Here is a 24,981-nt window from a genome sequence, read left to right as displayed (position 1 = left end):
TCAGGATCCCTTCAGTTCGTTGTCGATGAGGTCCAAGAGCTGGTCGACCGTCGCGGCCTCGACGATCTCGTTGTCGAGTGAGGTCTCCTCCGCGCTCCCGGAGTACCCCGACGTGCCGTCGACGAGCCGCGCGGTCAGGGCACGCAGCCGCTCGACGAGCCGGTCGCGGGCTGCGGCGTCAGGGCGATCCCGTTCGACGGATGCTTCGAGCCGGGCCAGTTCACCGAAGACCGCGCCCTCCGGCGGCCGTGCCTCCCCGCCTTCCCGGGCGAGGCCGACGGCGTGGAGCGCGGTGAGCATGTGGCGTGCGATGGCCGTCGACGTCGGGTGGTCGAAGGCCAGCGATGCGGGCAGTTCCAGGCCGATCCTGGCGCCGAGGCGCTCGCTCAGTTCCACGGCGGAGACGGAGTCGAGCCCGAGGTCGGTCATGCTCCGACGGGCCTCGACCTCGTGCGGTCCGTCGAAGCCGGCGACCTCGGCGACGTCGCTCCGGACGAGGTCGGTGAGCTTGCGTTCGCGCAGCTCGTCGGAGAGGCGCGACAGGTCGTTCCGGAGGCGTTCCACGGCCGAGGGCTCGTCCGGCGGGGACGAGGGTTCCGGTGCTTGCGCCTGCACTGTGAGGGCGGTTCCCTCCGGCACAGACGCGAGCCAGTACCGCCGGTGATCGAACGGGTAGGCGGGCAGGTCCACCGGGTGCGCGGGGCCTCCCGCGAAGATCTCCTGCCAGTCGACGCGAACGCCGCGCACATGAGCCCGGGCCACCGCGTCGAGCAACGAACGCACCTCGGACCGTCCGCGCCGAAGTCCTCCGCACAGGGCGAGTTCACCGCCAGGCGCGCAGTCGCCCGCCATGGTGGTGAGCTGGCGGTCCGGGCCGAGTTCAAGGAGGCAGGTGATGCCCTGGCCTGGCAGGGCGGTCACGGCATCCGCGAAGCGGACGGCCTCGCGGACGTGACGCGCCCAGTAGTCGGGCGAGCAGAGCTCGGCCCGCTCGGCAAGCCTGCCGGTCAGGTCGGAAATCATCGGGACGAGGGGCGGCCGGTAGGTCACCTTCCGCGCCGCCGCTCTGAACTCCTCCAGCATGGGGTCCATCAGAGGCGAGTGGAAGGCGTGGCTGACCCGGAGTCCGGTCACCCGGCGCTGCCGCGCCCGGAACGCGTCCCCGACGGCTCGTACCGCCTCCTTCTTACCGGACACCACGACCGAGCGGGGGCCGTTCAACGCGGCGACGGCCGCGGCTCCGGCGCCGTTGGCGGTCGCGATGGCGGTACGGACCTCGTCTTCCGTCGCCTCGATCGCCGCCATGGCGCCGCCGGGTGGCAGTGCGGCCATCAGCCGGCCGCGGGCCGCCACGAGCGATGCCGCGCCCTGGAGGGAGAGCACCCCGGCCGCGTGTGCGGCTGTGAGCGCCCCGATCGAGTGCCCCATGACGAGGTCAGGGACCATGCCCCAGGACTCGACGAGCCGGAAGAGCGCGCTCTCCAGGGCGAACAACGCCGCCTGCGTGAAGTCGGTACGGTCGAGCAGCTCGGCCCGCGCCGTGCCTTCGGTAGCCCACATGACGTCACGCAACGGCCGGTCGAGGTGCGGGTCGAGGGCGGCACAGGCAGCGTCGAACGCCGTGGCGAAGACCGGATAGGCGGCGTACAACTCCTGGCCCATGCCCGGGTGTTGGCTGCCCTGACCCGTGAACGCGAAGGCCAGCGACGCTTCCGCGGGGGCCTCGTCCGACGCGAAGCCGATGTCCTCGCCGGCGGCGACGGCCGCCAGCCGGTGCTCCAGTTCCGCCGCCCCGTCGACGACGAACGCGGTGCGACGCGGGAAGGCGGTACGGGTGGTGGCCAGCGCGGCAGCGAGGTCCGGGACGCGGAGGCCGGAGTCGGCGCGGATCACGTCCAGAAGGCGTTCGGCCTGGCGACGCAGTGCCGGCTTGGTGCGGGCCGAGAGGACGACCGGCACGGTGTCGGGGTGCCCGGCCGGCGAGGCGGTGGTCAGGTGGTCGGGGGCATGTTCCAGGATGAGGTGGGCATTCGTTCCGCTGACCCCGAAGGAGGACACGGCGGCGCGGCGGCGGTCCGCGGTCCCGGGCCAGACGGTGTGCTCGTGGAGCAGGCGGACCGCGCCCGAGGCCCAGTCCACGGCGGGGGTCGGCCGATCGGCGTGCAGGGTGCGGGGCAGTTCGCCGTGTCGGATCGCCTGGACCATCTTGATGACGGCGCCGACACCCGCGGCGGACTGGGCGTGGCCGATGTTGGACTTGAACGAGCCGAGGAGCAGCGGGCGTTCGGCGTCCCGGTCCCGGCCGTACGTCGCGAGGAGCGCGTTGGCCTCGATCGGGTCGCCGAGCACGGTCCCCGTGCCGTGCGCCTCGACGGCGTCCACGTCGGCGGGGGTCAGGCCCGCTTCGGCCAGTGCCTGGCGGATGACCTGCTGCTGAGCCGGTCCGCTCGGCGCGGTGAGACCGTTGCTGGCCCCGTCCTGGTTGACTGCGCTGCCCCGGATCACGGCGAGTACGGGGTGACCGTTGCGACGCGCGTCGGATAGCCGTTCCAGGACGACGATGCCGACGCCCTCGGACCAGCCGGTGCCGTCGGCGTCCGCGCCGAAGGCCTTGCACCGGCCGTCCGGTGCGAGGCCGTGCTGGCGGCTGAACTCCACGAAGGTGCTCGGGGTCGCCATCACCGCGACGCCGCCGGCCAGGGCGAGCGAGCACTCGCCCCGGCGCAGTGCCTGCGAGGCCAGGTGAAGGGCGACGAGTGAGGAGGAGCAAGCGGTGTCCACCGTGAGGGCAGGGCCGTTGAGGCCCAGCGTGTACGCGAGGCGCCCGGAGGCGACACTGCCCGCGGTGCCGGTGCCGAGGAGCCGTTCCAGGTCTTCGGGGAGGGTGCCGGGATTCTTGGCGTAGTCGTGGAACATCAGCCCGACGTAGACGCCGGTGTCCGTCTGCCGCAGGGAGGTCGGGTCGATGCCGGCGCGTTCGACCGCCTCCCAGCCGACTTCCAGGAGCAGTCGTTGCTGCGGGTCCATGGCGAGGGCCTCGCGCGGGCTGATGCCGAAGAACCCGGCGTCGAAGTCGCCCGGCGCATCGAGGAATCCGCCGAAGCCGGTGGCTGAGGTGCCGGGCCCCTTGCCGTCGCCGGACAGCAGCCGCTCCAGGTCCCAGCCGCGGTCGGTGGGGAACGCTCCGATCGCGTCCCGGCCGTCGGCGACGAGCCGCCACAGGTCCTCCGGGGAGGCAACGCCTCCGGGGTAGCGGCAGCCCATGCCGACGATGACGACGGGGTCGTCATCCGGGCGAGGGGGGCGCGGCGCGTTGGGGCCGGCCGGTCGGCGGTCGAACAGCTCGTGGTCCAGGGCGGCGGCCAGCGTGGCGGGCGTCGGATGGTCGAAGGCGATGGTCACGGGCAGTCTCATGCCGGTCCGCGCAGCCAGTCGGTTGCGCAGGGCGACGGCGGTGATCGAGGTGAGCCCGAGGTGGGTGAAAGCGCGATCGACCACGACACGCACGGGCTCCTCGAGCCCGAGCACGCGCGCCGCCTCCTCCCGCACGAGCTCGGTCAGCGCCTGCCGACGCGCCCTGCCGGGCAGCCCGCCCAGCCGTGCCCGCAGCCCCTCGTCGGCTGCCGGGCCTGCGTCGCCATCGGCGGGTGCCTGGAGCAGTGTGCGGAGCCGGGCGGCTCCGGCGGACCGCACGGTCCACGGGTCGGTGCGCATCACCAGCACCTGGCCGCCCTCGGTTATCCGCCCGGCGTCGAAGGCGTCGACCGCCTCCCGCGCCGTGAGTGCCACGAGGCCCGGCGGCGTGGCGTCGGCGGCCTGCTCGTCGGCGGTGATCGGGCCGAAGGCCAGGAAGGTGGAATGGGGGGCGTCATGGGCGAGCGCGGCGGCATAGGCCGTGGCCGCCGCCGCGGAGGGCACGACGGGATGGGCGTCCGGGTGGGTGAGCGCGCCGCAGAGCGTGAGGGTCGTGCGCCCGCTGTCGCGGGTCAGAGCGACCAGCCGCTCCGCGGCTGTCGCGTCGGCGGGGGTCTCCACCGGGTGGACGACCGTGTCGAGCGGGCGGTCCGGGCCCAAGGCGGACAGCAGGGCGGCAGCGCCGTCGGGATTGTCCAGCCGTTCGGTGCGAACGGTCACGGTGGCGCCGAGCCGAGTCAGCCGGGCGGCCAGGGCCTCGGCTGCAGCGGGGTCGGCATCGCTGACGGCGATGTCGCTGAAGCCGAGGTCCATGACGAGGTGGGCCGCGAGCACGCCAGCGAGGGTGGTACCCGCACCTGTCACGAGGGCGGCCCCACCCTGTCGCGGCGCGACCGCGGTGACCTCGGTCGTCGCAGGTACGCGCCTGAGCCGCGGCACGAGGACCCGGTCGGCGCGAACGGCGAACTCCGTCTCCTCCGCCGGGGCTTCCAGGATCGCTCGCCATGCGGCGACGTACGCCTCCCCGCTCCGCTCCCCGGGTTCCAGGTCGACCAGGACCGCCCGGCCGGCGGCCTCGGCAAGGATCCCCGCGCGCGCGGCCGCGGCGCCCGGATCCACCCGGTCCTGGGGGCGACCGGCCACGGCGCCCCGTGTGATCATTACCGTCCGGCCCTCGGGCACCCCGTCCCGGACGGGCGGCGTGGCGATCACGTCCTCCCCCGCGTCGAGGGTCAGCACGTAGCCGTCGAACGGTCCGGCGACCCGTGCCGTGGTCAGGTCCGGGAAGGTCTCGATGACACCGCCGACGCGGCGCACGGCCTCCGCGAACACCGCGTCCGCCGATCCGACCACCGCCCAGCGGGACACCGGGGCGTCCGCGCCTGCCGAGGATGCGCCGTACTGACCGATCGACTCCGGCTCCCACGGAACCCACCTCGTGTGCCACAGGTGTTCGTGGTGGCTGGTGCCGACGCCCCGCAGCCGCGCCGGAAGTCGCGACAGCCTGCGGCGGCTGACCTTGCCGGAGCCGGTCAGAGGCAGGGCGGCGATCTCGTAGAGCTCCGACGGAACCTTGAAGTAGCTGAGCTGCTGCCGACACGCGGCCAGCGCCTCGGCGGGCGACCACTTCTCGGAGGCGGGGACCACGTAGGCCACGGGGACTTCGCCGAGCGCCTCGTCCGGGCGGCCCGTCACGGCCGCGTCCTCGATGCCCGGGACGCTGCGCAGGACGTCCTCGATCTCGCCGGGCTGGATGTTCTCGCCGGCCCGGATGATGAGCTCCTTGACGCGGCCGGTGATGGTCAGGCGTCCATCGGCGTCGCGCCGGGCCAGGTCTCCCGTGTGGTACCAGCCGTCGCGCAGCGCGGCCGCGGTCTCGTCCGGCCGGCCGTGGTAACCGAGCAGCAGGCTCGGGCTCTTCACGAAGACCTCGCCCTCGTCCCCGGTCCGCACGTCGAGCCCGGTGCGCGGGTCGACCAGGCGCAGTTCGCTGCCGGGTACCGCGGTTCCGCAGGTACCGGGCGGCCGGGGCGACTCGGGGCGGCTCATCGTGATCGCGCCGCAGGTCTCGGTGGAGCCGTAGCTGTTCACGAGCGGTGCACCGAGCACGCGCTCGACGGCCGAGGCGAGAGCCGCGCCGGTCGCCGCACCGGTGACCACGCAGACCCGCGGCTTCGAGACCGTCTGGCCGGCCTCCTCGGCCGTCTCCACGGCCTCGACCAGCTGGAAATACATGGCCGGGACGCCGAGCAGCATGGTGAACGGCTCCGCGCGCAGGGCTTCCAACACGTCACGGGCGCCGAAGCCGGGGAGGATGCGCGCGGTCGCACCGGTGACGGTCACGCCCAGGACACAGAGGATGTGCGCAAGGCTATGGAAGAGCGGCAGCGGCCACAACAGCCGGTCCTCGGGGCCGAGACCGAGGACTCCCTGGTAGGAGGAGTGAACCGACCACAGGCAGGCCCGCTGATGGGAGACCACTCCCTTGGCCGCCCCCGTGGTGCCGGAGGTGTAGAGGATCCAGGCCGGCTCGTCGAGGCCGAGGTCGTCGCGGGGACCCTGCTCCGGCTCGGTCTCGGCGAGCTCCTCGAAGGAGAGAGTTCCGGCGCCGGCGGCACTGCCGTGCGCGAGAACCACGAGCATCCTCTTCCGCGTCGCCCGCATGCGCTCGACCTGCTCCAGGTGGGCGCCATCCGTGATGACCAACAGAGCTCCACTGTCGTCGAGTTGATGCGCCAGTTCGGCGTCCGACGACTGGGGGTTGACCGGTACGCCCACGGCGGCTGCGCGGGTGACCGCCAGATAGCTTTCGACAGTCGTGACGCTGTTGCCGAGGAGGATCGCGACCCGGTCGCCGCGCGCCACTCCGAATCCGGCCAAGTGGCCGGCGAGCCGCCCCGTACGCCCGGCGAGCCGCGCGTAGGTGACCTCGCGCTCCTCATCGGCGAAGGCGACCTTGTCCGGGTTGGCGAGCGCATGGCCTCGCAGCACTTCGGAAAGTGGCCGGATGTCTTCGACTTGCGTCACTCGTACGCTCCTGCCTGCTTGAGCTTGCTCATACCTCTGCCGTGACCGGCGAGCACACTGCCCGTAACGCTAGAAAGCCCGGGTCGGCGAATACAACCCCTATTTCTCCCCCTGATCCAGTACCTGTTCCGAATTTCACAAGGAGTCGTCCAGAGGCTGTACAGAAGGCGTTCAGCCCAGCTCCTCGAACCTGGCTGTGTCCAGCCAACACAGTGCTGCGAATGCCCGCTCGACGGGATGTGGCACGTTTCGGATCGGGAAGGTCGAGCATGCCGTCCACTCTCACCGGCATACCCACTGAATTCGATGTCATCGTTATCGGTGGTGGGCCGGCCGGTGCCACCACCGCCGGACTCCTGGCCAAGCGCGGACACAAGGTGCTGATTCTCGACCGCGAGCGTTTTCCGCGTTACCACGTCGGCGAGTCCCTTATTCCGGTCGTGATGGCCCCCATGGCGGAAATGGGGCTGACCGAGCGGCTCGAGCAGCGCGGCTTCGAGCGCAAGTACGGCGGAACGTTCGTCTGGGGAAGCGAGCAGGCGGCCTGGGACTTCTCCTTCGTCGACGGCGGCGACTACCCGTTCGCCTACCACACCCGGCGCGCCGACCTGGACTCGGTGATCCTGGACCGGGCCCGGGAGCTGGGGGCGTTCGTCGTCGAGGACGCCACGGTGAAGGAGCCCATCGAGGAGGACGACCGGGTCACGGGCGTCCGCTTCACCGTGCGCGGCGCCAAGGAGGCGTACGAGGTCAAGGCCTCCATGGTGGTCGACGCGTCGGGTCAGGCGCGCGTCCTCACCCGTAAGTACTCGGAGATCCACTGGCACGACAAGCTCCGCAACGTCGCCGTGTGGACGTACTTCGACAACTGCGAGCGGCTGCCGGGCGACCAGTACACGAACATCCTCATCGAGGGCATCGAGAACGGTTGGTTCTGGGGAATTCCGCTCGACAAGGGGACCGTCAGTGTCGGTTTCGTGACGCCGAGCTCGGTCGCCGGCGAGACCGACCAGAATCTCGAGCAGCTCTTCCGCGACGAGGTCGAGAAGACCACGAAGCTCAAGCACATGCTGAGGGACGCCCGCCAGTCGGCCGGCTTCCGCAGCGCCCGCGACTGGTCCTACACGAACCAGACGGTCTACGGGAAGGGTTGGGCCGCCGTCGGTGACGCGGCCGCCTTCGTCGACCCGCTGATCTCGACCGGCGTCGCGCTGGCGACAACGGCGGGCAGCATCCTGTCCCGGGTCATCGACAAGGTCCTCCAGTACCCGGAGATCGAGGAGGTGGCGCTCAAGCGTTACGCCACCGCCTATCTCAGCTTCTTCAACGAGGTCCGTTCCTTCGTGGAGCGCTTCTACGACCGGTCGCTGAAGAAGGAGGACTACCACAAGCTGGCCCAGTCGATCATCGATCCGGAAGAGAAGAACACTCCGGCGAACGACTTCGTCACGCTCCTCGCCGGCCTGCGCGGCAAGCACCTCGCGCTGGACATCACCGTCGACGACCTGGTCCCGGAGAGCAGGCCCTCCGCCCCCGCCGCGAACTGAGCCGGACGGCCGAACGTCAAACGGAAGGAAGAACTGGTGCACGGCAAGAATTCCGCCTCCACGGCGGCAGACCGGTACGACGTGGCGATCCTCGGCAGCGGCATGGCCGGGGGCATGCTGGGCGCGGTGCTCGCCCGAAACGGGGTGAAGACCCTCATCCTCGACGCGGGCACCCATCCGCGCTTCGCGGTCGGTGAATCGACCATCCCGTACACCTCGGGCATGGCGCGGCTCATCGCGAAGCGCTACGACGTGCCCGAGTTGAAGGCCCTGTCGAACTACAAGGGGACAATCGAGGAGGTCTCCCCCAACTGCGGCCAGAAGCAGAACTTCGGCTTCGTCTACCACCGAGAGGGGCAGCCGCAGAACCCGCAGGAGATCAACCAGCTGGTGGTCCCCATCGATCTGCGTACCGAGACCCACCTGTTCCGCCAGGACGTCGACGCGCACCTCTTCCACGTCGCTCTCCAGTACGGCGCCGAGGCTCGGCTCGCCACCCGGGTCACCGAGATCGACATCGACCCGGACGAGGGTGCGGTCCTGCGCACGGAGCACGGCGAGGAGTTCCGGGCCTCGTACGTGGTCGACGGCAGCGGTTTCCGCTCGCCGCTCGCGGAGAAGTTCGACCTGCGTGAGACGCCGACGCGGGCCCGGACCCACTCACGCTGTCTCTTCACCCACATGATCGGCGTGAAACCGTTCGACGCTTCGCCCACCGCCCAGCCGCACGATCAGCCGAGCCCGTGGCACCACGGCACGCTCCACCACGTCTTCGACGGCGGCTGGCTCTGGGTGATCCCGTTCGACAACCACGACAAGGCCCGAAACCCGCTGTGCAGCGTCGGCCTCACCCTCGATCCGCGGAAGTACCCCAAGGGCGACACACCCCCGGAGCAGGAGTTCGAGGACTTCCTCAAGCGGTTCCCCGAGATCGCCTGGCAGTTCGAGGGGGCGAAGGCGGTCCGCCCGTGGGTCTCCACCGGCCGGCTCCAGTACTCGGCCAAGACGGTCGTCGGCGACCGCTACTGCCTGACGTCCCACGCCGCCGGATTCATCGACGCGCTGTACTCGCGCGGTCTGGCCAACACTCTGGAGCTCGTCAACGCGCTGGGCTGGCGGCTCATCGCCGCTTCCCGCGACGGTGACTGGTCCAAGGAGCGGTTCGCCCACGTGGAGGCCCTGCAGCAGGGGCTCTTCGACTTCCACGACGACCTGGTGTACAGCTCGTTCGTCGGCTTCGGCCACTACGAGCTGTGGAACGCCGTCAACCGGACCTGGATGCTCGGCACGATGAGCGGCAACATGATGGTCGAGGACGCCTACTACCGGTACAGCGAGACCGGCGACCCCGACGTCTTCCTGGAGGCCGAGCGGTCGGGGAACCCGGGCTCCCCGCTGCCGATCAGCGAGACCTTCGTCCGGATGGGCACGCTGACCCGCGAGCTCTGCGAGGCCGTCGAGGCCGGGACGCTCGATCCGGGCGTCGCCGCCGCGCGTATCCACGAGTACATCCAGAAGGAAGTGGACTTCATCGCGCACGCCGACAAGTTCGGTCTGCCCGAGCACCGCTGCTTCAACATGACGCGGGAGCGGATGGACGCGGCCGAGGAGTGGTCGCGCACCCAGGCCCCGCCGGAGATCGGCAAGCGCATGCTCAACGCTGCTCGTGGCATGGCGCGCGCCAAGGAGGCGGAGGCCGGAGACGGTTCCGCGGACTACTGATGCCTGTCCGCTGACTCCGACCTCTGAAGCGGGGCTTCCAGGCCCCGCGCCCCCGTTGGACGGCCTCGTGGACACGACCCCCATCCCCACGAGGCCGTCCGGCGGTCCGGATCCTTCCGGCCTTTCCCCCCTTTCCCTGTCCGTATCCCCGCGACCGAGGCAAGTGAGGACCCATGTCGCACCAGCGGTACGAAGCCGATCTACGCCGTCTGATGGCCGGATTCCCCACGGGTGTCTCGGTCGTGACGGCGCTGGCCCCGGACGGCACTCCCTGGGGGATGACCTGCACCTCCCTGTGCAGCGTCGCCCTCGACCCGCCCACGCTGCTCGTGTGTCTGCGCGCCGGCAGCCCCACCCTTCGCGCGATCACCGACAGCGGGTCACTGTCGGTGAACCTGCTCCACCAGCGCGCCCGCTCCACCGCCGAGTTGTTCGGGTCGGGGGCCGCGGACCGGTTCGACCAGGTGCCGTGGGTCCCGGCTCAGAACGGCGGGCCCCATCTGATCGAGGCGGCGCACACGACCGCCGACTGCACGGTCACCGCGGAACAGACCGTCGGCGACCACGCGGTGGTCATGGCCCGCGTCACACTCGTCACCTCGTTGTCCCGGCCGATCCCTCTGCTGTACGGGATGCGCCGCTACGGTTCCTGGGCGGAGGACGTGGAGAACAGCTTCCTGTCATACGACTTCATCTCCTGACGGCGACGGTGGAGGGGAACGGCGGACCATGGACGTCTCCGTGATCGACCCGTATCCGATGCCCGGCCCGGACCTGCTCGTCGAGAACAGGGTCGATTGGACCGTCGCCCCCGAACGGTCCGCCCTGCTCGTCATGAATATGCAGGGATTCTTCCTCCGGCCGTACGCCCGCGGCGCCTCGCCGCTCGAACCACTGCTCGCCAACTGCTCGGCACTGCTGGAGGCATGCCGCCGACTGCGCGTGCCGGTCATCCACACCGTGCAGCCGGGCACCCAGGCGCCGGGCGAGCGCGGTCTGCTCACGGACTTCTGGGGGAAGGGCCTCGACGATGTCATGGAGGACGCGGCCATCGTGAACGAGGTCGCCCCGGACGCGAGCGGAGCCGTGCTGCCGGCCTGGCGCTACAGCGCCTTCTTCGGCTCGGGCCTGGAGCGGCAGTTGCGGTCGCTGAGGTGCGAACAGCTCGTGATCTGCGGTGTGTACGCCCATCTGGGCTGCGTCACCACGGCGGTGGACGCGTTCAGCCACAACCTCGAGGTCTTCCTCGCGGCCGACGCGATCGCGGACTTCAGCGCCGACGAGCACCAGGCGGCACTTGCCTGGGCGGCAAGCTGCTGCGCCGCCGTGAAGCCCACCGCGCAGCTGACGGCGGAACTGACGGCGGAGCTGCTCGGCGCCGCCCGCGCCCCCAAGCCTGCCCCCTGGGGAGGCGCCGCCCGACGCCTCTCGTGAAGGCATCCGGTCCCGCCCTTTCTCGCTCGACAAGGGCAATCCCCGAGGCTACTATTTTTACATGTACAAAAACTCGGCACGAGAGGAACGGGCCGTAAGCCCTGGAGGCGTCCTGTGGACCGTCTCCGTCGCCCAACTCATGGTTTCCCTCGACGTCTCGGTGGTGAACGTCGCCCTGCCGTCGATGCGGACGGCGCTCGGCTTCGACGAGTCGGGACTGTCCTGGGTGGTCAACGCCTACACACTCACCTTCGGCGGACTGCTGCTCCTGGGCGGCCGGGCCGCTGACCGGTTCGGCCGCAGGCCACTGCTCCTGATCGGCCTCGCGCTCTTCGGCGTCACCTCGCTCCTGGGCGGTCTCGCCCAGGGCCCGGGGCAGCTGATCGCCGCGCGTGCCGTGCAGGGCGTGGGCGCCGCACTGATCGCCCCCGCCGCGCTCGCGGTCCTGACGACGAGCTTCCCGGCCGGACCGCAGCGCGGCAAAGCCCTCGGCGTGTACAGCGCCGTCACAGCCGGCGGTGCCGCGGTCGGCGTCGTGGTGGGCGGTCTGCTCACGGAGTACATCAACTGGCGCTGGGTCATGCTGGTGAACGTCCCGATGGCGATCGTCGGCCTCTGGCTCACCCGTCGTCACGTGGCGAAGGCCGGCGCGGGCGACACGGCCCGCCGGCTCGACGTGGTCGGCGCGATCCTGGCCACCCTGGGAACGTCCTTGCTGGTCTTCGCTCTGGTCAGGACCGAGAGCGAGTCGTGGGGTTCGGCGGCCACCATCGGTGGTCTGGTCGTCGCGGCGGTCCTGCTGACCGGATTCTTCGTCTACGAGGGCACGGGCGCCAAGGAACCGCTGCTGCGTCTGCGGGTGCTCACCAACCGGTCGGTGTCCGGCGCGAACCTCTACATGATGATGGTCTCCATCACGATCTTCACCTCCTTCTATTTCGTATCCCTCTACCTCCAGCAGGTCCTGGATATGGGAGCGATGAGCGCCGGCCTCGCTTTCCTGCCCTTCTGCCTGGGCCTCGTCGTGGGATCGCTGTACGCGGTGAAGCTGCTCGCCCGGTTCTCGGCGCGTCAGCTGCTCATCGTCGGCGGGATCATCGGCGCTGCCGGCATGGCCTGGTTCAGCCAGATCCGGCCGACCGGCACCTTCCTGGTCGACGTCCTGGGGCCGTCCCTGGTGACCAGCTTCGGCATCGGGCCGCTCCTCGTCCCCATCGCCAACGCGGCGACGGCGGGCGTCGCCCCGCACGAGGCAGGCATGGCATCGGGCCTGCTGAACAGCGCGCGCCAGCTCGGCGGCAGCATCGGCCTGGCCGCGATGAGCACGGTCGCGGCCGCCGCCACGTCGAACGCCGCCGCGTCGGCCTCGGTGGGCGAGCGGCTCACCGACGGGTACGGCATGGTGTTCGCGTCCAACAGCGGTCTGCTGATCTTCGCCGTCCTCGTCGCCGTGTTCATCCTCCCCCGCCGGAGCCCTGGCCCCATGCCGGGTCCGGCTGCCCGCCAGGGCTCCGGGCCGATGGCCCGTCCCGACACGCTGAGAGAGAAGGCGACCCGGGCGGAGCGGGGTTGACACAACCCACCCGCACCCACCACCCGACCGGCCGCGAACGGGATCCCCCGCGCGGCCGGTCCGTCGTGTACGCGGCCTGCCCACGTGCCCCGTCCTCGGGGAGAGATCGTCCAGCACTCCTTCAGACGCGTCCACGCAGACTGGAGCCGTCACGGCCTGAGGAGGTGCACACGGATGGTGCTGGTCGAGCGGGAACGCCAACTCGAACAGCTTTCCGGCCTGCTGGAGAACTGTCTGCACGGAGCAGGCAGCGTCGTCGCCCTCCAGGGCCCGGTAGCGGTCGGCAAGACGGAACTACTGCACACCTTCGCCGAGCAGGTGGCGGGCGACCGGGTACGCGTCCTCCGAGCCGCTGCCTCACCGGTCGAACGGCACCTGTCCTTCGGCCTGCTCAGCCAGCTCCTGCACGGCGCCGACACCGCGTACGCGCAGCGGGCCGAGACCGTCATCGGCGGCGAGGCCCAGGCGGACGGCGCAGTCGGCCTCCAGGTGCTGGAGGGGATCTCACGAATCTTTCTCGACATGAGCGCTGAGGAACCACTGCTCATCGCGGTCGACGACGTCTACCACGCGGACACCGACTCCCTCCAGTGCTTACTCTTCCTCGCCCGTCGCCTGCGCCGGTCGCGCATCATGCTCGTCATGGGCGACCAGGACCGCTCGGGGACCCAGCACGCGGATCTTCGCACCGAGCTGTCGCGTCACCCGTACTGCACCCGGATCCGGCTGTCCCCGCTCACCTGCGACGGCGTCGCGGCACTCCTCGCGCACGACCTCGACGCGCATGTGGCCCACAGTCTCGCCCCGGCGGCGTTCGCCGTCACCGGCGGCAACCCTCTGCTCGTACGGGCGCTCGCCGAGGACTGGGAGGCGTCCACCCGGTCCGCGGGCAAGGAACCGCCCACGGGCCCCGTGGTGGGCGACCGATTCGCCGAGCGGGTCGTGAGCTGTCTCCACCGGCTCGAACCGGATGCGCTCGACGTAGCCCGCGCCATCGCCGTCATCGGCGAGGAAACCCGCCCCGAGTTCGTCGCCAGGCTCAGCGGAGTCGGATCCATCGAGAACCGCGCCCTCATCGAACTGCTCAACGCGTCGGGGCTGCTGCACCGCGGCCGCTTCCGGCATCACGCCGCCCAGAACGCCGTGCTGGGGGACTTCGGGACCCCCGACCGCCTCGCGTGCCATCGGCGCGCCGCCGCGATGCTGCACGCCGAGGGTGGACACTCCACCTCGATCGCCAACCAGCTCATCGCCGCCGGCGAGACGGACGAACCATGGGCGGCGGCCATTCTGCGGGAATCCGCTGCCAGCGCGACGGCCAGCGGCCAGGTCGACTTCGCCCTCGACTGCCTCGAACTGGCGCACGCCCTCGCCGACGACGAGCAGCAGCGCGCGGTGAGCCGTGCGGTGCTCGCCGAGGCCGAGTGGCGCGTCGACCCCGCACGCACCGTACGCCATCTCGGACAGCTCGCGGACGCCACGAGCCGAGGGCTGCTGACCGGACGTCAGCCGCTGGCGGTACTCGAGTACCTCTTGTGGCACGGCCGGGTGGACGAGGCGGCCGCGACGCTCGACCGGCTCACCACGACGGCGACCGGACCGGAAGCGGTGGAGCTCGGTGCCGTGCGCGCCTGCCTGGAGCTCTGCTACCCGGCTCAGCGCCTACGCGTGGGCACCGGAACCATGGACCCCGCGCACGGGGACCTGCGCTCCGGCGGCACCCCCTCACTGGTCATCACCATGCTCACGGCCGTTCGGAGCGATGTGGCGGTGCCTGGCGACCACCTCTGGCAGGGCCTGCGCACCGACGAGCCGCTCGCCAGGATCTCGTTGGGCCTGCTGGCGCTGGCCCGGCCCGAGCGACTCGCGACGGTGGCGCCCTGGTGCCTGCCGATGCTCGCGGACGCCGCGGGTGACGACGGTCCGGACTGGCGAGGCCTGTTCACCGCGGCTCACGCTGACGCCGCGCTGCTCCGGGGCGACCTGCCGGCCGCCGGCCGACTAGCGGCGGCTGCCCTGGACGAGACGTCGAGAGCGAGTTGGGGGGTACTCGCCGGCGCGCCGCTCGCCTGTCTGCTCACCATCGCCGTGGAGACCGGGCGCTTCGAAGACGCTGCCGGATATCTGAACCTGTCGACGCCGGGCGCCCTGCTCGAGACACCGTTCGGACTCAGGTACCTGCGGGCGCGCGGGCAGTATCACCTCGCGGTCGGCCGTCCCTACGCCGCCCTGAGCGACTTCAGGACATGTGGCCGGCTCCTGTTGGACTGGGGGGCCGACGGTCTCCGGCACATGCCGTGGCGGATCGACACCGCCCAGGCCCTGGTGCGACTCGACCGCCGTGACGAGGCGCGCACACTCCTGGAGGAGCAGATCGACGGCCTCACAGCCGACGACGAGCGCACCATCGGCCGGGCGCTGCGCCATCTCGCGGCGACACTGGAGCCTCATGAACGGCCGGGCCTGCTCAGCGACGCGGTGGAGGCATTGCATGCGGCCGGCGACCGGGTGGAACTCGCCCACGCCCTCGCCGACCTCGGCAGCGCCTATGCCGCTACAGGTGACTCACGGCGGGCCAGGCCGACCCTGCGCCGCGCGTGGCGGGCGGCGCAGGAATGCCACGCGGAGCGCCTTGCCCGGTCACTGCGGCCCGGTCTCACGGATATGCCGTCGGCTGGAGCCACTTCCGGAGGACCGGCCCTCCGAGGCGATCGCGCGGCGGAACTCAGTGCGGCCGAGCGCCGGGTCGGAGGGCTGGCCGCGCAGGGCCAGAGCAACCGGCAGATAGCGCAGCGGCTGTGCATCACCGTGAGCACCGTCGAGCAGCATCTGACGCAGGTGTACCGAAAACTCCGGGTGCGGAACCGCACCGACCTTCCGGTGTTCCTGGAGGCGGAGAAAAACGAATCAGGGATGGACCCCTTACTCGCCGACTCCATTTCGAATTCTCCCCCTATTCCCCCTAGAGAGCCCGGTGACTTCCTTCACAGAGGGAGGGGTATCCGCAGCCGATAATTCCTCGACTAGGCTGAATCCGCGACTCTTTCACAGAGTATCGAGGGACTTTCCACCGACATCAGCGAGGGCAGTCAGAATGATCCTCAGCGAGGAAATACCCCCCTGGACCGCCACGCGGAGCGGACCGACCATCTTGGGCGTCGGTACCGCGACCCCGGATTCATCCTATTCACAGGAAGATCTCCTGGAGATGTACGAGATCCAGGACAAGCGGATCCGTTCGGTCTTCCTCAACAGTGCGATCGACCGGCGCTTTCTGAACGTTCCGCCTTACGGCGACGACGGCCGGCCCCGCATGGAGACGCAGGGCGAGCTGCTCGCCAAGCACAAGGTCCAGGGCACCGAGATGGGCGCCCGCGCGCTGCAGTCCTGCCTCAAGCGGATCGGTGCCGCGGTGAGCGACATCGGCTATCTGGTCTGCGTGACCTCGACCGGCCTGCTGACTCCCGGTTTCAGCGCTCTCCTCATCCGGGAGCTGGGCATTCCCACCGACTGCAGCCGTCTCGACATCGTCGGCATGGGCTGCAACGCCGGCCTCAACGCCCTCAACGCGACCACCGGCTGGGCCTCGGCCAACCCGGGGCAGATCGCCATGATGGTCTGCATCGAGGTGTGCTCGGCCGCGTACGTCTTCGACGGTACGATGCGTACCTCCGTCGTCAACAGCCTTTTCGGTGACGGGTCCGCAGCGATCGCCGTCTCCCACGCCCCGGAGAAGTCCGGCCCACAGGTACTGAAGTACGCCAGTTGCATCGTCCCCGACGCCGTCGACGCCATGCGCTTCGACTGGGACGACGACCAGGGCAAGTTCAGCTTCCATCTCGACCGCGAGGTGCCCTACGTAGTGGGCGCACACGCCGAGGGCGTCATCGCGGATCTCCTCAACGGGACCGGTCTACGCCGCAGTCAGATCGCGCACTGGCTTGTGCACTCGGGCGGCAAGAAGGTCATCGACTCGGTGTCGGTCAACCTCGGCCTCACCCGGCATGACGTGCGGCACACCACCGACGTACTACGCGACTACGGCAACCTCTCCAGCGGGTCCTTCCTGTTCTCGTACGAGCAGCTGCTGCGGGAAGGCGTGACGCGTCCCGGCGACTACGGCGTCCTCATGACGATGGGCCCCGGTTCGACCATCGAAACGGCGCTCGTCCGCTACTGAACCACGACTCTGTACCGAATCTCCCTTGTCTACCACGACGATCAGGACTCAGACATGTCTTCCTCGGACCTCGCCCAGGGCCTTTCCCCCGACACCACCCTCGAGATCGACAGCACGCGTCCGTTGTGCCCCCGGCTGGTCGCGGAGGTCAACGACCTCTGCGACCGCCTTGAGGACGCGAACGGGACGACGAGCGCTGTGATACGGCTGCACGGCACGGGCCCGGCGGAGAACTGGCCGGGTGATGTCGGCATCGATGTGGTGAGCCGCTGGGAGAAGGCTCTGCGCCGGCTCGAACAGGGCCGGTTCGCCAAGATCGTGACGGTCGAGGGCGTCTGCAGCGGCCCCGCCCTCGACGTCCTCCTCACCGCCGACCACCGGATCGGCACGCCCGGGATGCACATCGCCGTCCCGGTGAACAACGACGGTGTCTGGTCGGGCATGGCCGTGCACCGGCTCACCAACCAGCTCGGCGGCCTGCACGCCCGCCGACTCGTCCTGTTCGGCGCCGAGCTCTCGGAGCAGCGGGCGCTGGCCATCGGGCTGATCGACCAGACGACCAAGGAGCCGGCTGCGGTCGCCGCACGTCTTGCCGCGCGCTTCGCCCAGCTGGACCCCGTCGAGCTCGCGATCCGGCGGCAGCTCGTCATCGAGGCCGGCGTGACCGCCTTCGAGGACGCGCTTGGCAAGCATCTCGCCGCCTGTGACCGGACGTTGCGCCGGACCAGGGACGAGTTCGCCACCGCACGCGGCAACGCCTGATGGTCACCGAGGAAGGAGCGAGGAACATGACGGTGCGTCCCATGACCGGTCCGGAGCGGTGGTCCACCCCGACATCGGTCTTCAACGGCTCGCTGCCGGCCGACGCCAACGCGTTGCGGGCGTACACGGCAGAGGCCGAGAAGCTGCTCGCGGAACTCCCGGCCAAGCCCACGCGGGATCCCGGCGAACAGCAGCTCGCTGCCAAGGTCATCGCCGACCAGCAGCGGGTGCGCGGCGCGTTCCTCGAGCTGCACGCCGAGCGGGTCTACCACGAGCTGACCGGGGGGCTGCGTGAGCAGCGCTCGCTGTCCGAGCTGGTGTTCGCCGCCGCAGAGGCGTTTCCGGGCCTCACCCCGACCGAGGCCCAGATGGCGGCGGAGCGCGAGCGTGAGCAGACCGACAAGGACGGACGGGAGATCGACCAGGGCATCTTCTTCCACTGGATCCTGCGGTCGTCACAGGCCGGCCCCCATCTCATGCAGTCCCTGCTGCGGCCCACCCAGCGCGCCCGGTCGCTGCTCAGCGAATTCAACCGGACGGGGCTCCTCGAACTGGGCACGGTCCGGCTGGAGCGGGTCGATCGGGCGGCACACATCACCCTGTGCAACGGCCGCTTCCTCAACGCCGAGGACAACCAGCTCGTCGACGACCTGGAGACGGCCGTCGATCTCGCCTTGCTCGACGACCGTGTCAAGGTGGGGGTCCTGCGCGGCGGGAAGATGACCCACCCTCGTTACCAGGGCCGCCGGGTCTTCTGTGCCGGCATCAACCTGGTCGACCTGCACCAGGGCCGGATCTCGTTCGTGGACTTCCTGCTCCGCCGCGAACTCGGCTACCTCCACAAGCTGATCCGCGGCATCCGGGTCGACGACGCCTGGCCCCGGCCCCTGGTGGAGAAACCCTGGGTGGCGGCCGTCGACACCTTCGCGATCGGCGGCGGCATGCAGATGCTGTTCGCAGTCGACCACGTCGTCGCCGCCGCCGACTCCTACTTCAGCCTCCCGGCGGCCCAGGAAGGCATCGTGCCGGGCATGGCCAACCTCCGGCTGACCGCGCTCGCGGGCGGGCGGCTGTCGCGACAGGTCATCCTGTCAGGCCGCAAGCTCTGGGCGCGCGAGCCCGAGGCGGGGGTCGTCTGCGACGAGGTGGTCGACCCCAAGCTGATGGACGCGAGTGTCGACGCCGCCGTGGACCGTCTGGCCAGCCCGGCCGTCGTCCCGAACCGGCACATGATCAATCTCTCGGAGGAGCCGATTGACCGCCTCCGTGTGTACGCCGCCGAGTTCGCGCTCGAACAGGCGCTGAGGCTGTACAGCGCCGACGTCATCGACAAGGTGGACCGGTTCAGCGCAGGCACGTCCTCGGAGCGGCGGTCGGGAAGCGGCTCGTGAGGCCCATCGACGCGATGCTGGAGGTGCTGCGTGAGGAAGGCGTGACCCGGGTCTTCGGCAACCCAGGCACGACGGAACTGCCCTTCGTCGAAGCGGTCACGACCGCCCCGGACCTCCAGTACGTCCTGGGTGTCCAGGAGGCCTCCGTGGTCGCGATGGCCGACGGGTACGCACGCGCCACCGGCCGCCCGGCCTTCGTCAGCCTCCACATCGCCGCCGGACTCGCCAACGGCATGGTCGGGCTCCTGAACGCCAGCCGCTCGCGCACGCCACTGGTGGTGACGGCGGGACAGCAGGACCGCCGCCACCTGGCACAGGACCCCATGCTCTCCGGCGATCTGGTGGGAATCGCCCGGGCCGCCGTCAAGCACACGTTCGACGTCCAGCATGCCCACGACCTCCCGGGCATGCTGCGCCGGGCCTTCGCGCTGGCCGTCCAGCCGCCGGCGGGCCCGGTCTTCCTCTCGATCCCGATGGATCTCCTGGAGGAGGACACGCCCATCGACCCGCTGGCGCCGAAATCGAGGCTGGGCGGGCTTGGCCCCGCCCCCGGCTGGCCGGAGGCCGCCGAGCGGCTCGCCGCCGCCGAACGGCCGGCGATCGTCGCCGGAGACGGGGTGGGGCGCAACGGCGCTGTGGCCGACCTCGTGGCGGTCGCCGAGGCGATCGGGGCCACGGTCTACCACCAGCCGATGCATGACGGCGTGGACTTCCCCACGGTGCATCCGCTCTACGCGGGCATGCTCGACGCCCGCTACTCGGCGATCCGTAGCGCACTCGAGGGCCATGATGTGGTACTCATCGCCGGTACCCGGGCGTTCATGGCACACCACTACGAACCGGGTTCGCCGATCCCCGCCGGCACCACCGTCATCCAGCTCGACGATGACCCCAGCGAGCCGGGGCGGACCTTCCCCGTGGCACTCGGGCTGGTCGGCGGGATCCAGGTCACGCTCGCGGCGCTCGCCGCGCAACTCGCAGGGAAGGTTCCGGAGGCGCCGTCGCGCACCCAGGCGATCGGCCGGGTGCACGACGCCGTCCGCACCCGGGTGCGGAAGCGTGCGCTGGCGGGCTACGGCGACGCCCCCATGGACCCGCTGGCCGCCGTACACGCCGTCGTCTCGGGGCTTCCGCCGCACGCCGTGATGGTCGAGGAGGCGATCACCAGCGGGCTGCTGCTGCGCAGCGTCCTGCCGTTGGAGCGCCCCCGTTCGTACGTGCACACGGTGGGCGGGGGGCTCGGCTCCGGTATCGGCGCCGCGATCGGCTCCCGGATGGGGGATCCCACCCGTCCGGTGGTCGCTCTGCTCGGTGACGGCTGCACCCTGTTCGGGCTCCAGGGGCTGTGGAGCGCCGCCCACTACCGCGTCCCGGTCACCTTCGTGGTGATGAACAACGGCGAATACCGCACCCTCAAGGAAACAGCCGCCCGACGGCAGCGGGACCTGGTTCCAGGCCGCCGCGTCGGCGGCCTGGAACTCACGCCGCCCCGTCTCGATCTGACGCCCGCCAGGGACTTCCTGGGTCTCACCGGTGGAACGCCTGGTGGTCCCGACGGCCTGGATCTCGCGCCGCCGGAGCTCGACTTCACCCGCGTCGCCGAGTTCTTCGGCATCACCGCGGTGCGCACCCGCTCGACGGACCACCTCGCCGAGGCCGTGGCGCGGGCCGCCGCGGGAGACGAGCCCGTCCTCATCGATGTACCCATCACGAGGTACGCCGACAGCGTCTGACCGGCGTCGCACGTGCCCCCGAGAACAGCAATACAACGTCAGGAGGAAGCATGGAAAGCCTGGTCGATGTGGACAGGCTCGCCGGGACGGTGTTCAGCGACGGCTGGCATGCCACGTCCGGTGACGCGGTCGTCGACGTGGTCGAACCGGCGACCGGGAAGGCACTCGCCCAGGTCGGCGTCGCCTACGTGTCGGATGTCGCGCGTGCCGCGGCCGGGGCGGCGCGGGCACAACCGGCGTGGGGCGCGCTGCCCCCCGCCGACCGTGCGGCTGTGCTGCGGTGCGCGGCGGCCATACTGGAGGAGCACCACGCCGAGGTCGTTGAGTGGCTGGTCCGAGAAGGCGGTGCCGTACGGGCGAAGGCGGAGACCGAGATCGCGGACGCGATGGAGGAACTCCTCCAGGCGGCGGCCCTGCCAACGCAGCCGCACGGGCAGGTCCTGCCCTCCGAACCCGGCCGGTCGAGCCTGGCCCGCCGGGTCCCGCTGGGCGTCGTCGGAGTGATCAGCCCGTGGAACGTGCCGCTGCTGCTCGCCCTGCGGTCGGTGGCCCCCGCGCTCGCCCTCGGCAATGCCGTGGTCCTCAAGCCGGACGTCCGCACGCCCGTCTCGGGCGGCCTGGTCATAGCGCGTCTCTTCGAGGAGGCGGGCCTCCCGGAGGGTGTCCTGCACGTGCTGCCGGGCGACGCGGTAGCCGGCGGGGCCCTGACGGCCGACCCGACAGTGGCGATGGTGTCGTTCACCGGTTCCACAGCGGTCGGCCGGGAGGTGGGAGCCGCGGCGGGGCGCACCCTGAAGCGGGTCTCGCTGGAGCTCGGCGGCAACAACGCGCTGATCGTGCTGGACGACGCCGCCCTGAAGGCGGCCGCGGCCGCGGGGGCCTTCGCGTCCTTCTTCCACCAGGGTCAGATCTGCATGGCGGCGGGGCGGCACATCGTGCACGCGTCGATCGCCGAGGCGTACGTGAACCGGCTGGTGGAGGAGGCCCGGCGGCTCACCGTCGGCGATCCGTGGACTGGCCGTGTCGACCTGGGGCCGGTGATCGACGACCGGCAGTTGCAGCGCGTCCATGGGATCGTTCGCGACAGCGTCGCGGCGGGGGCCGAACTGCGCTACGGCGGTGCGCCGGACGGACCGTTCTACCCGCCGACCGTGCTCACCGGGGTCACCCGCGACATGCCCGCGTTCACCGAGGAGATCTTCGGGCCGGTGGCACCCGTCGTGGTCGTCCGCAACGACGACGAGGCGGTGGCCGTCGCCAACGACACCGAGTACGGTCTCGTGGCCGCCGTACGGACGGGTTCGGTCGAGCGAGGGCTCCGCATGGCCGATCGCCTGCGAACGGGCATGGTCCACGTGAACGACCAGACCATCAACCACCAGGCGGTGGTGCCCTTCGGTGGCTTCGGCGCCTCGGGCAACGGCGCCCGGCACGGAGCTCAGTTCGCCTGGGACTCGTACACTCAGTGGCGGTGGATCACGGCCCGCGGAGACGGGTCCTGACACCACACACCGCACGATGACGAGGCCGCAGCCCATCGGGCTGCGGCCTCGTCAGCTCTGCTAAGGGCTGTCCGCGTGCCGGAGGCCGGTGAGTTCGACGTCCCCGTCCGGGTTCCGTCGGCCGGCGAAGCCGGAGCGCAGGAGAATACCTCCGCGGCCGGGAGCGGAGCGATCGCCTATGACGTCGAAGGGCAGGGTCCGCCCTCTCGCACACACCTCTCCCGCCTGGCCGGTGCGGAGGTTCTCCCCCAGGGCACCACGCACGCTCAGCCGCACGCCGGGTGCCGCCCCGACCACGGCGTTCCCGCCGGAGGGCACGTCCTGGCCGGCACGGTACGTGCTCACCGCCCATGGCAGCACGCTCCCACCGGGCGCGAACTCGGCGCGCAGAGCGGTCCCGGGCAGGATCTCGGCGTGGCGGGCCACGACCTCGGGGGCGCAGGGGGCACCCACGAGGACGACCATCCGGGGGCGCGGCGGGCGAAGCTCGCGTGCCAGGGAGTCCAGAACACGCGCGTACTCGCCCGACTCGTACACGGCGACGACCCCGTCGAGACCCGCGACGAGTCCGCTCGGCTGCGCGTGCAGTGTGCTGCCCGATCCGAAGGCCCACCACATCGCGGACAAGGTGGCATGTCCCACGGGTTGCTCGTACACGGCGACCGCCTGGCCGGCGGGTCCGATCTGCTCGGACCTCGCGGCCATCGCCAGATGCCAAGCCCGATGGTCCACGAGGTGGCCGGAGCTCCACTCCCCTGCCTCGTCCGCTGCCAGCAGGTAGGCGGGCTCTTCGGGTGCGGAACGTGGCAGAGCCCGGTCGACGGACCGCGCTGCGATCCGCTTCCACAGTTCGGGGTCGTCCAGGACGACGCGCCGCCGACTGCCGGCGTCATCCCAGGCCTCCCAGGTCGACTGACTGCACAGCACCGTCTCGGCGCCACTGACGCGGGCGATCCGGCGAGTCTGACCGGCCCGCAGTTCGTGGGGCACCGGGACGCACACTCCCCCGGCCTTCATGACCGCCAGCTGGGCCACGAGCGCCTGCCGGTGATCGGCACAGTGCACGACGACCGGATCCCCCAGCTGGACGTCGGCGGCCAGCAGTGCCGTGGCGAGCTGCGCGGAGAGCGTGTCGGCCTTGCCGTACAAGAGGTTGTACAGGCCGTCTCGGACCACTACGGCCCGCGGGTGGCGCCGGGCGGCCCGGCTGAAGAGTCCGTCGAGTGTCCGGACCGAATCGGCCGGGTGGCCCTCACGGCGGGTGCCGGGGCGGACGGAATCCCGGAGTTCGACCGAGAGCATGTCTGGTTCTCCTTCTGGTCTTCGTCGTGCTCCTGCTGCTTCCCGCCCTGCTTCCAGCCCGTCGTCCGAGTGGCGCCGCTATGCGGCGGGCGTGACGGACGAGGAGCGTTCCGGCTCCCGTCCGGGGTGTGCGGTCGTGGCCTCCGGCACGATCACGGGCTTCGCGTACGTCCGTGTCAGCAGAGGGCCTGTCATCGCCGTGGTCACCAGTGCCATGACGACCAGGAGCGAGTACAGTCCGCCGTCGAGCAACCCGGCCTGAAGTCCCACGCCGAGGATGACCAACTCGGTCAGGCCACGGGTGTTCATCAGCGCGGAGAGTGCCGCGGCGGGCCTGGCAGGCAGTCCCGAGCTCCGGGCACCCAGATACGTCCCGCCGAACTTGCCGACCACGGCGACGAGCAGGACGGCCGCCAGTTCGGTGATCTCCGCCCAGCCGAACTGCCGGAGGTCCACCTTGAGTCCGGCGACGACGAAGTAGACGGGCAGCAGCACGGAGGTCACCGTGCGGGTGCGCTGCATGAGGTCGGCGCGCAGTCGCTCCGCGCCTTCGCTCGGCATGATCAGTCCGAAGAGGAAGGCACCGAAGATGTAATGCATACCCATGGCCTCCGTCGCCGCACCGCAGAGCAGTGCGCCGATCAGCACCTGCGTGTACCACCAGGCCGTCGCGGGCCGTCGGCCGTCGCCCCCGCTGACGCGGCGTCGCAGCCAGGGGCGTACGACCAGGACGAGCAGCAGGACGAACGGGATCATGAGGGCCACCCGCCAGTGGGCGCCCGCGCTGCCGATCGCGGCCTGCACCCCGGCCAGAGCGGTCCACGCGACGATGTCCACCAGGGCCGCCGCCGCCAGGGCGATGCCGCCGAGAGCGGTGGCGGCGAGGCCTCGGTCGGAGAGAATCCTCGCCAGCACGGGGAAGGCCGTCACGGACACGGCCAGACCGATGAAAATGATGAAGGCGGCCTTCTGGTCGGTCGCGTGATCGCGCAGCAGGAAGAAGCCGAGGCCGGTGCCGAGGACGAACGGCACCGCCGTCGATCCGACGCTCACCGCCGCGGCCATCCGCCCTCGGCCGCGCAGTGCCTGGCGTTCGATCTCCAGCCCCACACCGAACATGAACAAGGTGACGCCGACATCGGCCATCGCGCTCAGCAACGGCCGTATCGCATGGGGGAACAGGGTGTCGGAGAGCGCGCCGTTGAGGAGGGTCGGTCCGAGGAGTACGCCGGCAAGGATCTCGCCCACCACGGGGGGCTGGCCGATCCTGGTGGCGAGATGCCCGAGTCCATGGGCGAGGACGAGGATGAACGCGAGGTCGAAGAGGAGGAGTGCCACCTGATTGCTGCTCATGGCGACCACTCTCCTTCAGCCGCCTACAGATGCTCTGAACG

The 24,981-nt window shown here is 70.7% G+C and carries 14 protein-coding genes; 11 read left to right on the top strand and 3 right to left on the bottom strand.

Annotated features, from left to right (window positions below; translation table 11 throughout):
• Nucleotides 1–6,441 (bottom strand): beta-ketoacyl synthase N-terminal-like domain-containing protein, encoded by a 6,441-nt coding sequence (locus tag ACWCQ6_RS15495; RefSeq protein ID WP_451089350.1) that lies wholly within the window; start codon nt 6,439–6,441, stop codon nt 1–3.
• Nucleotides 6,442–6,710: 269 nt separating this feature from the next.
• Between ACWCQ6_RS15495 and ACWCQ6_RS15490 the strand changes: the two genes are divergently transcribed.
• From ACWCQ6_RS15490 to ACWCQ6_RS15440, 11 genes are all read left to right on the top strand, one after another.
• Nucleotides 6,711–7,988 carry an NAD(P)/FAD-dependent oxidoreductase gene (locus ACWCQ6_RS15490; RefSeq protein WP_451089348.1) on the top strand — a complete coding sequence of 426 codons (1,278 nt, stop codon included), beginning with the start codon at nt 6,711–6,713 and terminating at the stop codon, nt 7,986–7,988.
• Between the two features lie 36 nt (nt 7,989–8,024).
• Nucleotides 8,025–9,710: an NAD(P)/FAD-dependent oxidoreductase gene (locus tag ACWCQ6_RS15485; RefSeq protein WP_451089346.1), complete on the top strand. Its 1,686-nt coding sequence runs from the start codon at nt 8,025–8,027 to the stop codon at nt 9,708–9,710.
• Nucleotides 9,711–9,883: 173 nt separating this feature from the next.
• Complete coding sequence (locus tag ACWCQ6_RS15480; RefSeq protein ID WP_451089344.1) at nt 9,884–10,411, top strand: flavin reductase family protein; 528 nt, start codon at nt 9,884–9,886, stop codon at nt 10,409–10,411.
• A gap of 28 nt (nt 10,412–10,439) precedes the next feature.
• Nucleotides 10,440–11,144, top strand: coding sequence for an isochorismatase family protein (locus tag ACWCQ6_RS15475; RefSeq protein ID WP_451089342.1), 705 nt, complete (start codon nt 10,440–10,442; stop codon nt 11,142–11,144).
• A 61-nt stretch (nt 11,145–11,205) separates the two neighbouring features.
• On the top strand, nt 11,206–12,717 hold the full coding sequence (locus tag ACWCQ6_RS15470) for an MFS transporter (protein WP_451089340.1): 1,512 nt from the start codon (nt 11,206–11,208) through the stop codon (nt 12,715–12,717).
• Between the two features lie 174 nt (nt 12,718–12,891).
• Nucleotides 12,892–15,732 (top strand): AAA family ATPase, encoded by a 2,841-nt coding sequence (locus tag ACWCQ6_RS15465; RefSeq protein ID WP_451089338.1) that lies wholly within the window; start codon nt 12,892–12,894, stop codon nt 15,730–15,732.
• 79 nt (nt 15,733–15,811) lie between these two features.
• A complete protein-coding gene (gene dpgA, locus ACWCQ6_RS15460) occupies nt 15,812–16,897 on the top strand; it encodes a 3,5-dihydroxyphenylacetyl-CoA synthase DpgA (protein ID WP_451089336.1) in 1,086 nt (361 codons plus the stop codon).
• A 54-nt stretch (nt 16,898–16,951) separates the two neighbouring features.
• On the top strand, nt 16,952–17,659 hold the full coding sequence (gene dpgB / locus ACWCQ6_RS15455; protein ID WP_451089334.1) for an enoyl-CoA-hydratase DpgB: 708 nt from the start codon (nt 16,952–16,954) through the stop codon (nt 17,657–17,659).
• A gap of 26 nt (nt 17,660–17,685) precedes the next feature.
• On the top strand, nt 17,686–19,050 hold the full coding sequence (gene dpgC / locus ACWCQ6_RS15450; protein ID WP_451089332.1) for a (3,5-dihydroxyphenyl)acetyl-CoA 1,2-dioxygenase DpgC: 1,365 nt from the start codon (nt 17,686–17,688) through the stop codon (nt 19,048–19,050).
• Nucleotides 19,047–20,783, top strand: coding sequence for a thiamine pyrophosphate-binding protein (locus tag ACWCQ6_RS15445; protein WP_451089330.1), 1,737 nt, complete (start codon nt 19,047–19,049; stop codon nt 20,781–20,783). Before dpgC ends, ACWCQ6_RS15445 begins: the two co-directional genes overlap by 4 nt.
• Before the next feature lie 50 nt (nt 20,784–20,833).
• Nucleotides 20,834–22,285 carry a benzaldehyde dehydrogenase gene (locus tag ACWCQ6_RS15440; RefSeq protein WP_451089328.1) on the top strand — a complete coding sequence of 484 codons (1,452 nt, stop codon included), beginning with the start codon at nt 20,834–20,836 and terminating at the stop codon, nt 22,283–22,285.
• 60 nt (nt 22,286–22,345) lie between these two features.
• Here ACWCQ6_RS15440 and ACWCQ6_RS15435 read toward each other — a convergent pair whose 3' ends face one another.
• Together ACWCQ6_RS15435 and ACWCQ6_RS15430 are read right to left on the bottom strand one after the other, a co-directional pair.
• Complete coding sequence (locus ACWCQ6_RS15435; RefSeq protein ID WP_451089326.1) at nt 22,346–23,587, bottom strand: AMP-binding protein; 1,242 nt, start codon at nt 23,585–23,587, stop codon at nt 22,346–22,348.
• 78 nt (nt 23,588–23,665) lie between these two features.
• A complete protein-coding gene (locus ACWCQ6_RS15430; protein WP_451089324.1) occupies nt 23,666–24,940 on the bottom strand; it encodes a cation:proton antiporter in 1,275 nt (424 codons plus the stop codon).
• Between the last annotated feature and the right edge of the window lie 41 nt (nt 24,941–24,981).

The sequence above is a fragment of the Streptomyces sp. NPDC001880 genome (assembly GCF_053594575.1).
This window is presented reverse-complemented; position numbering and strand designations above follow the sequence as displayed.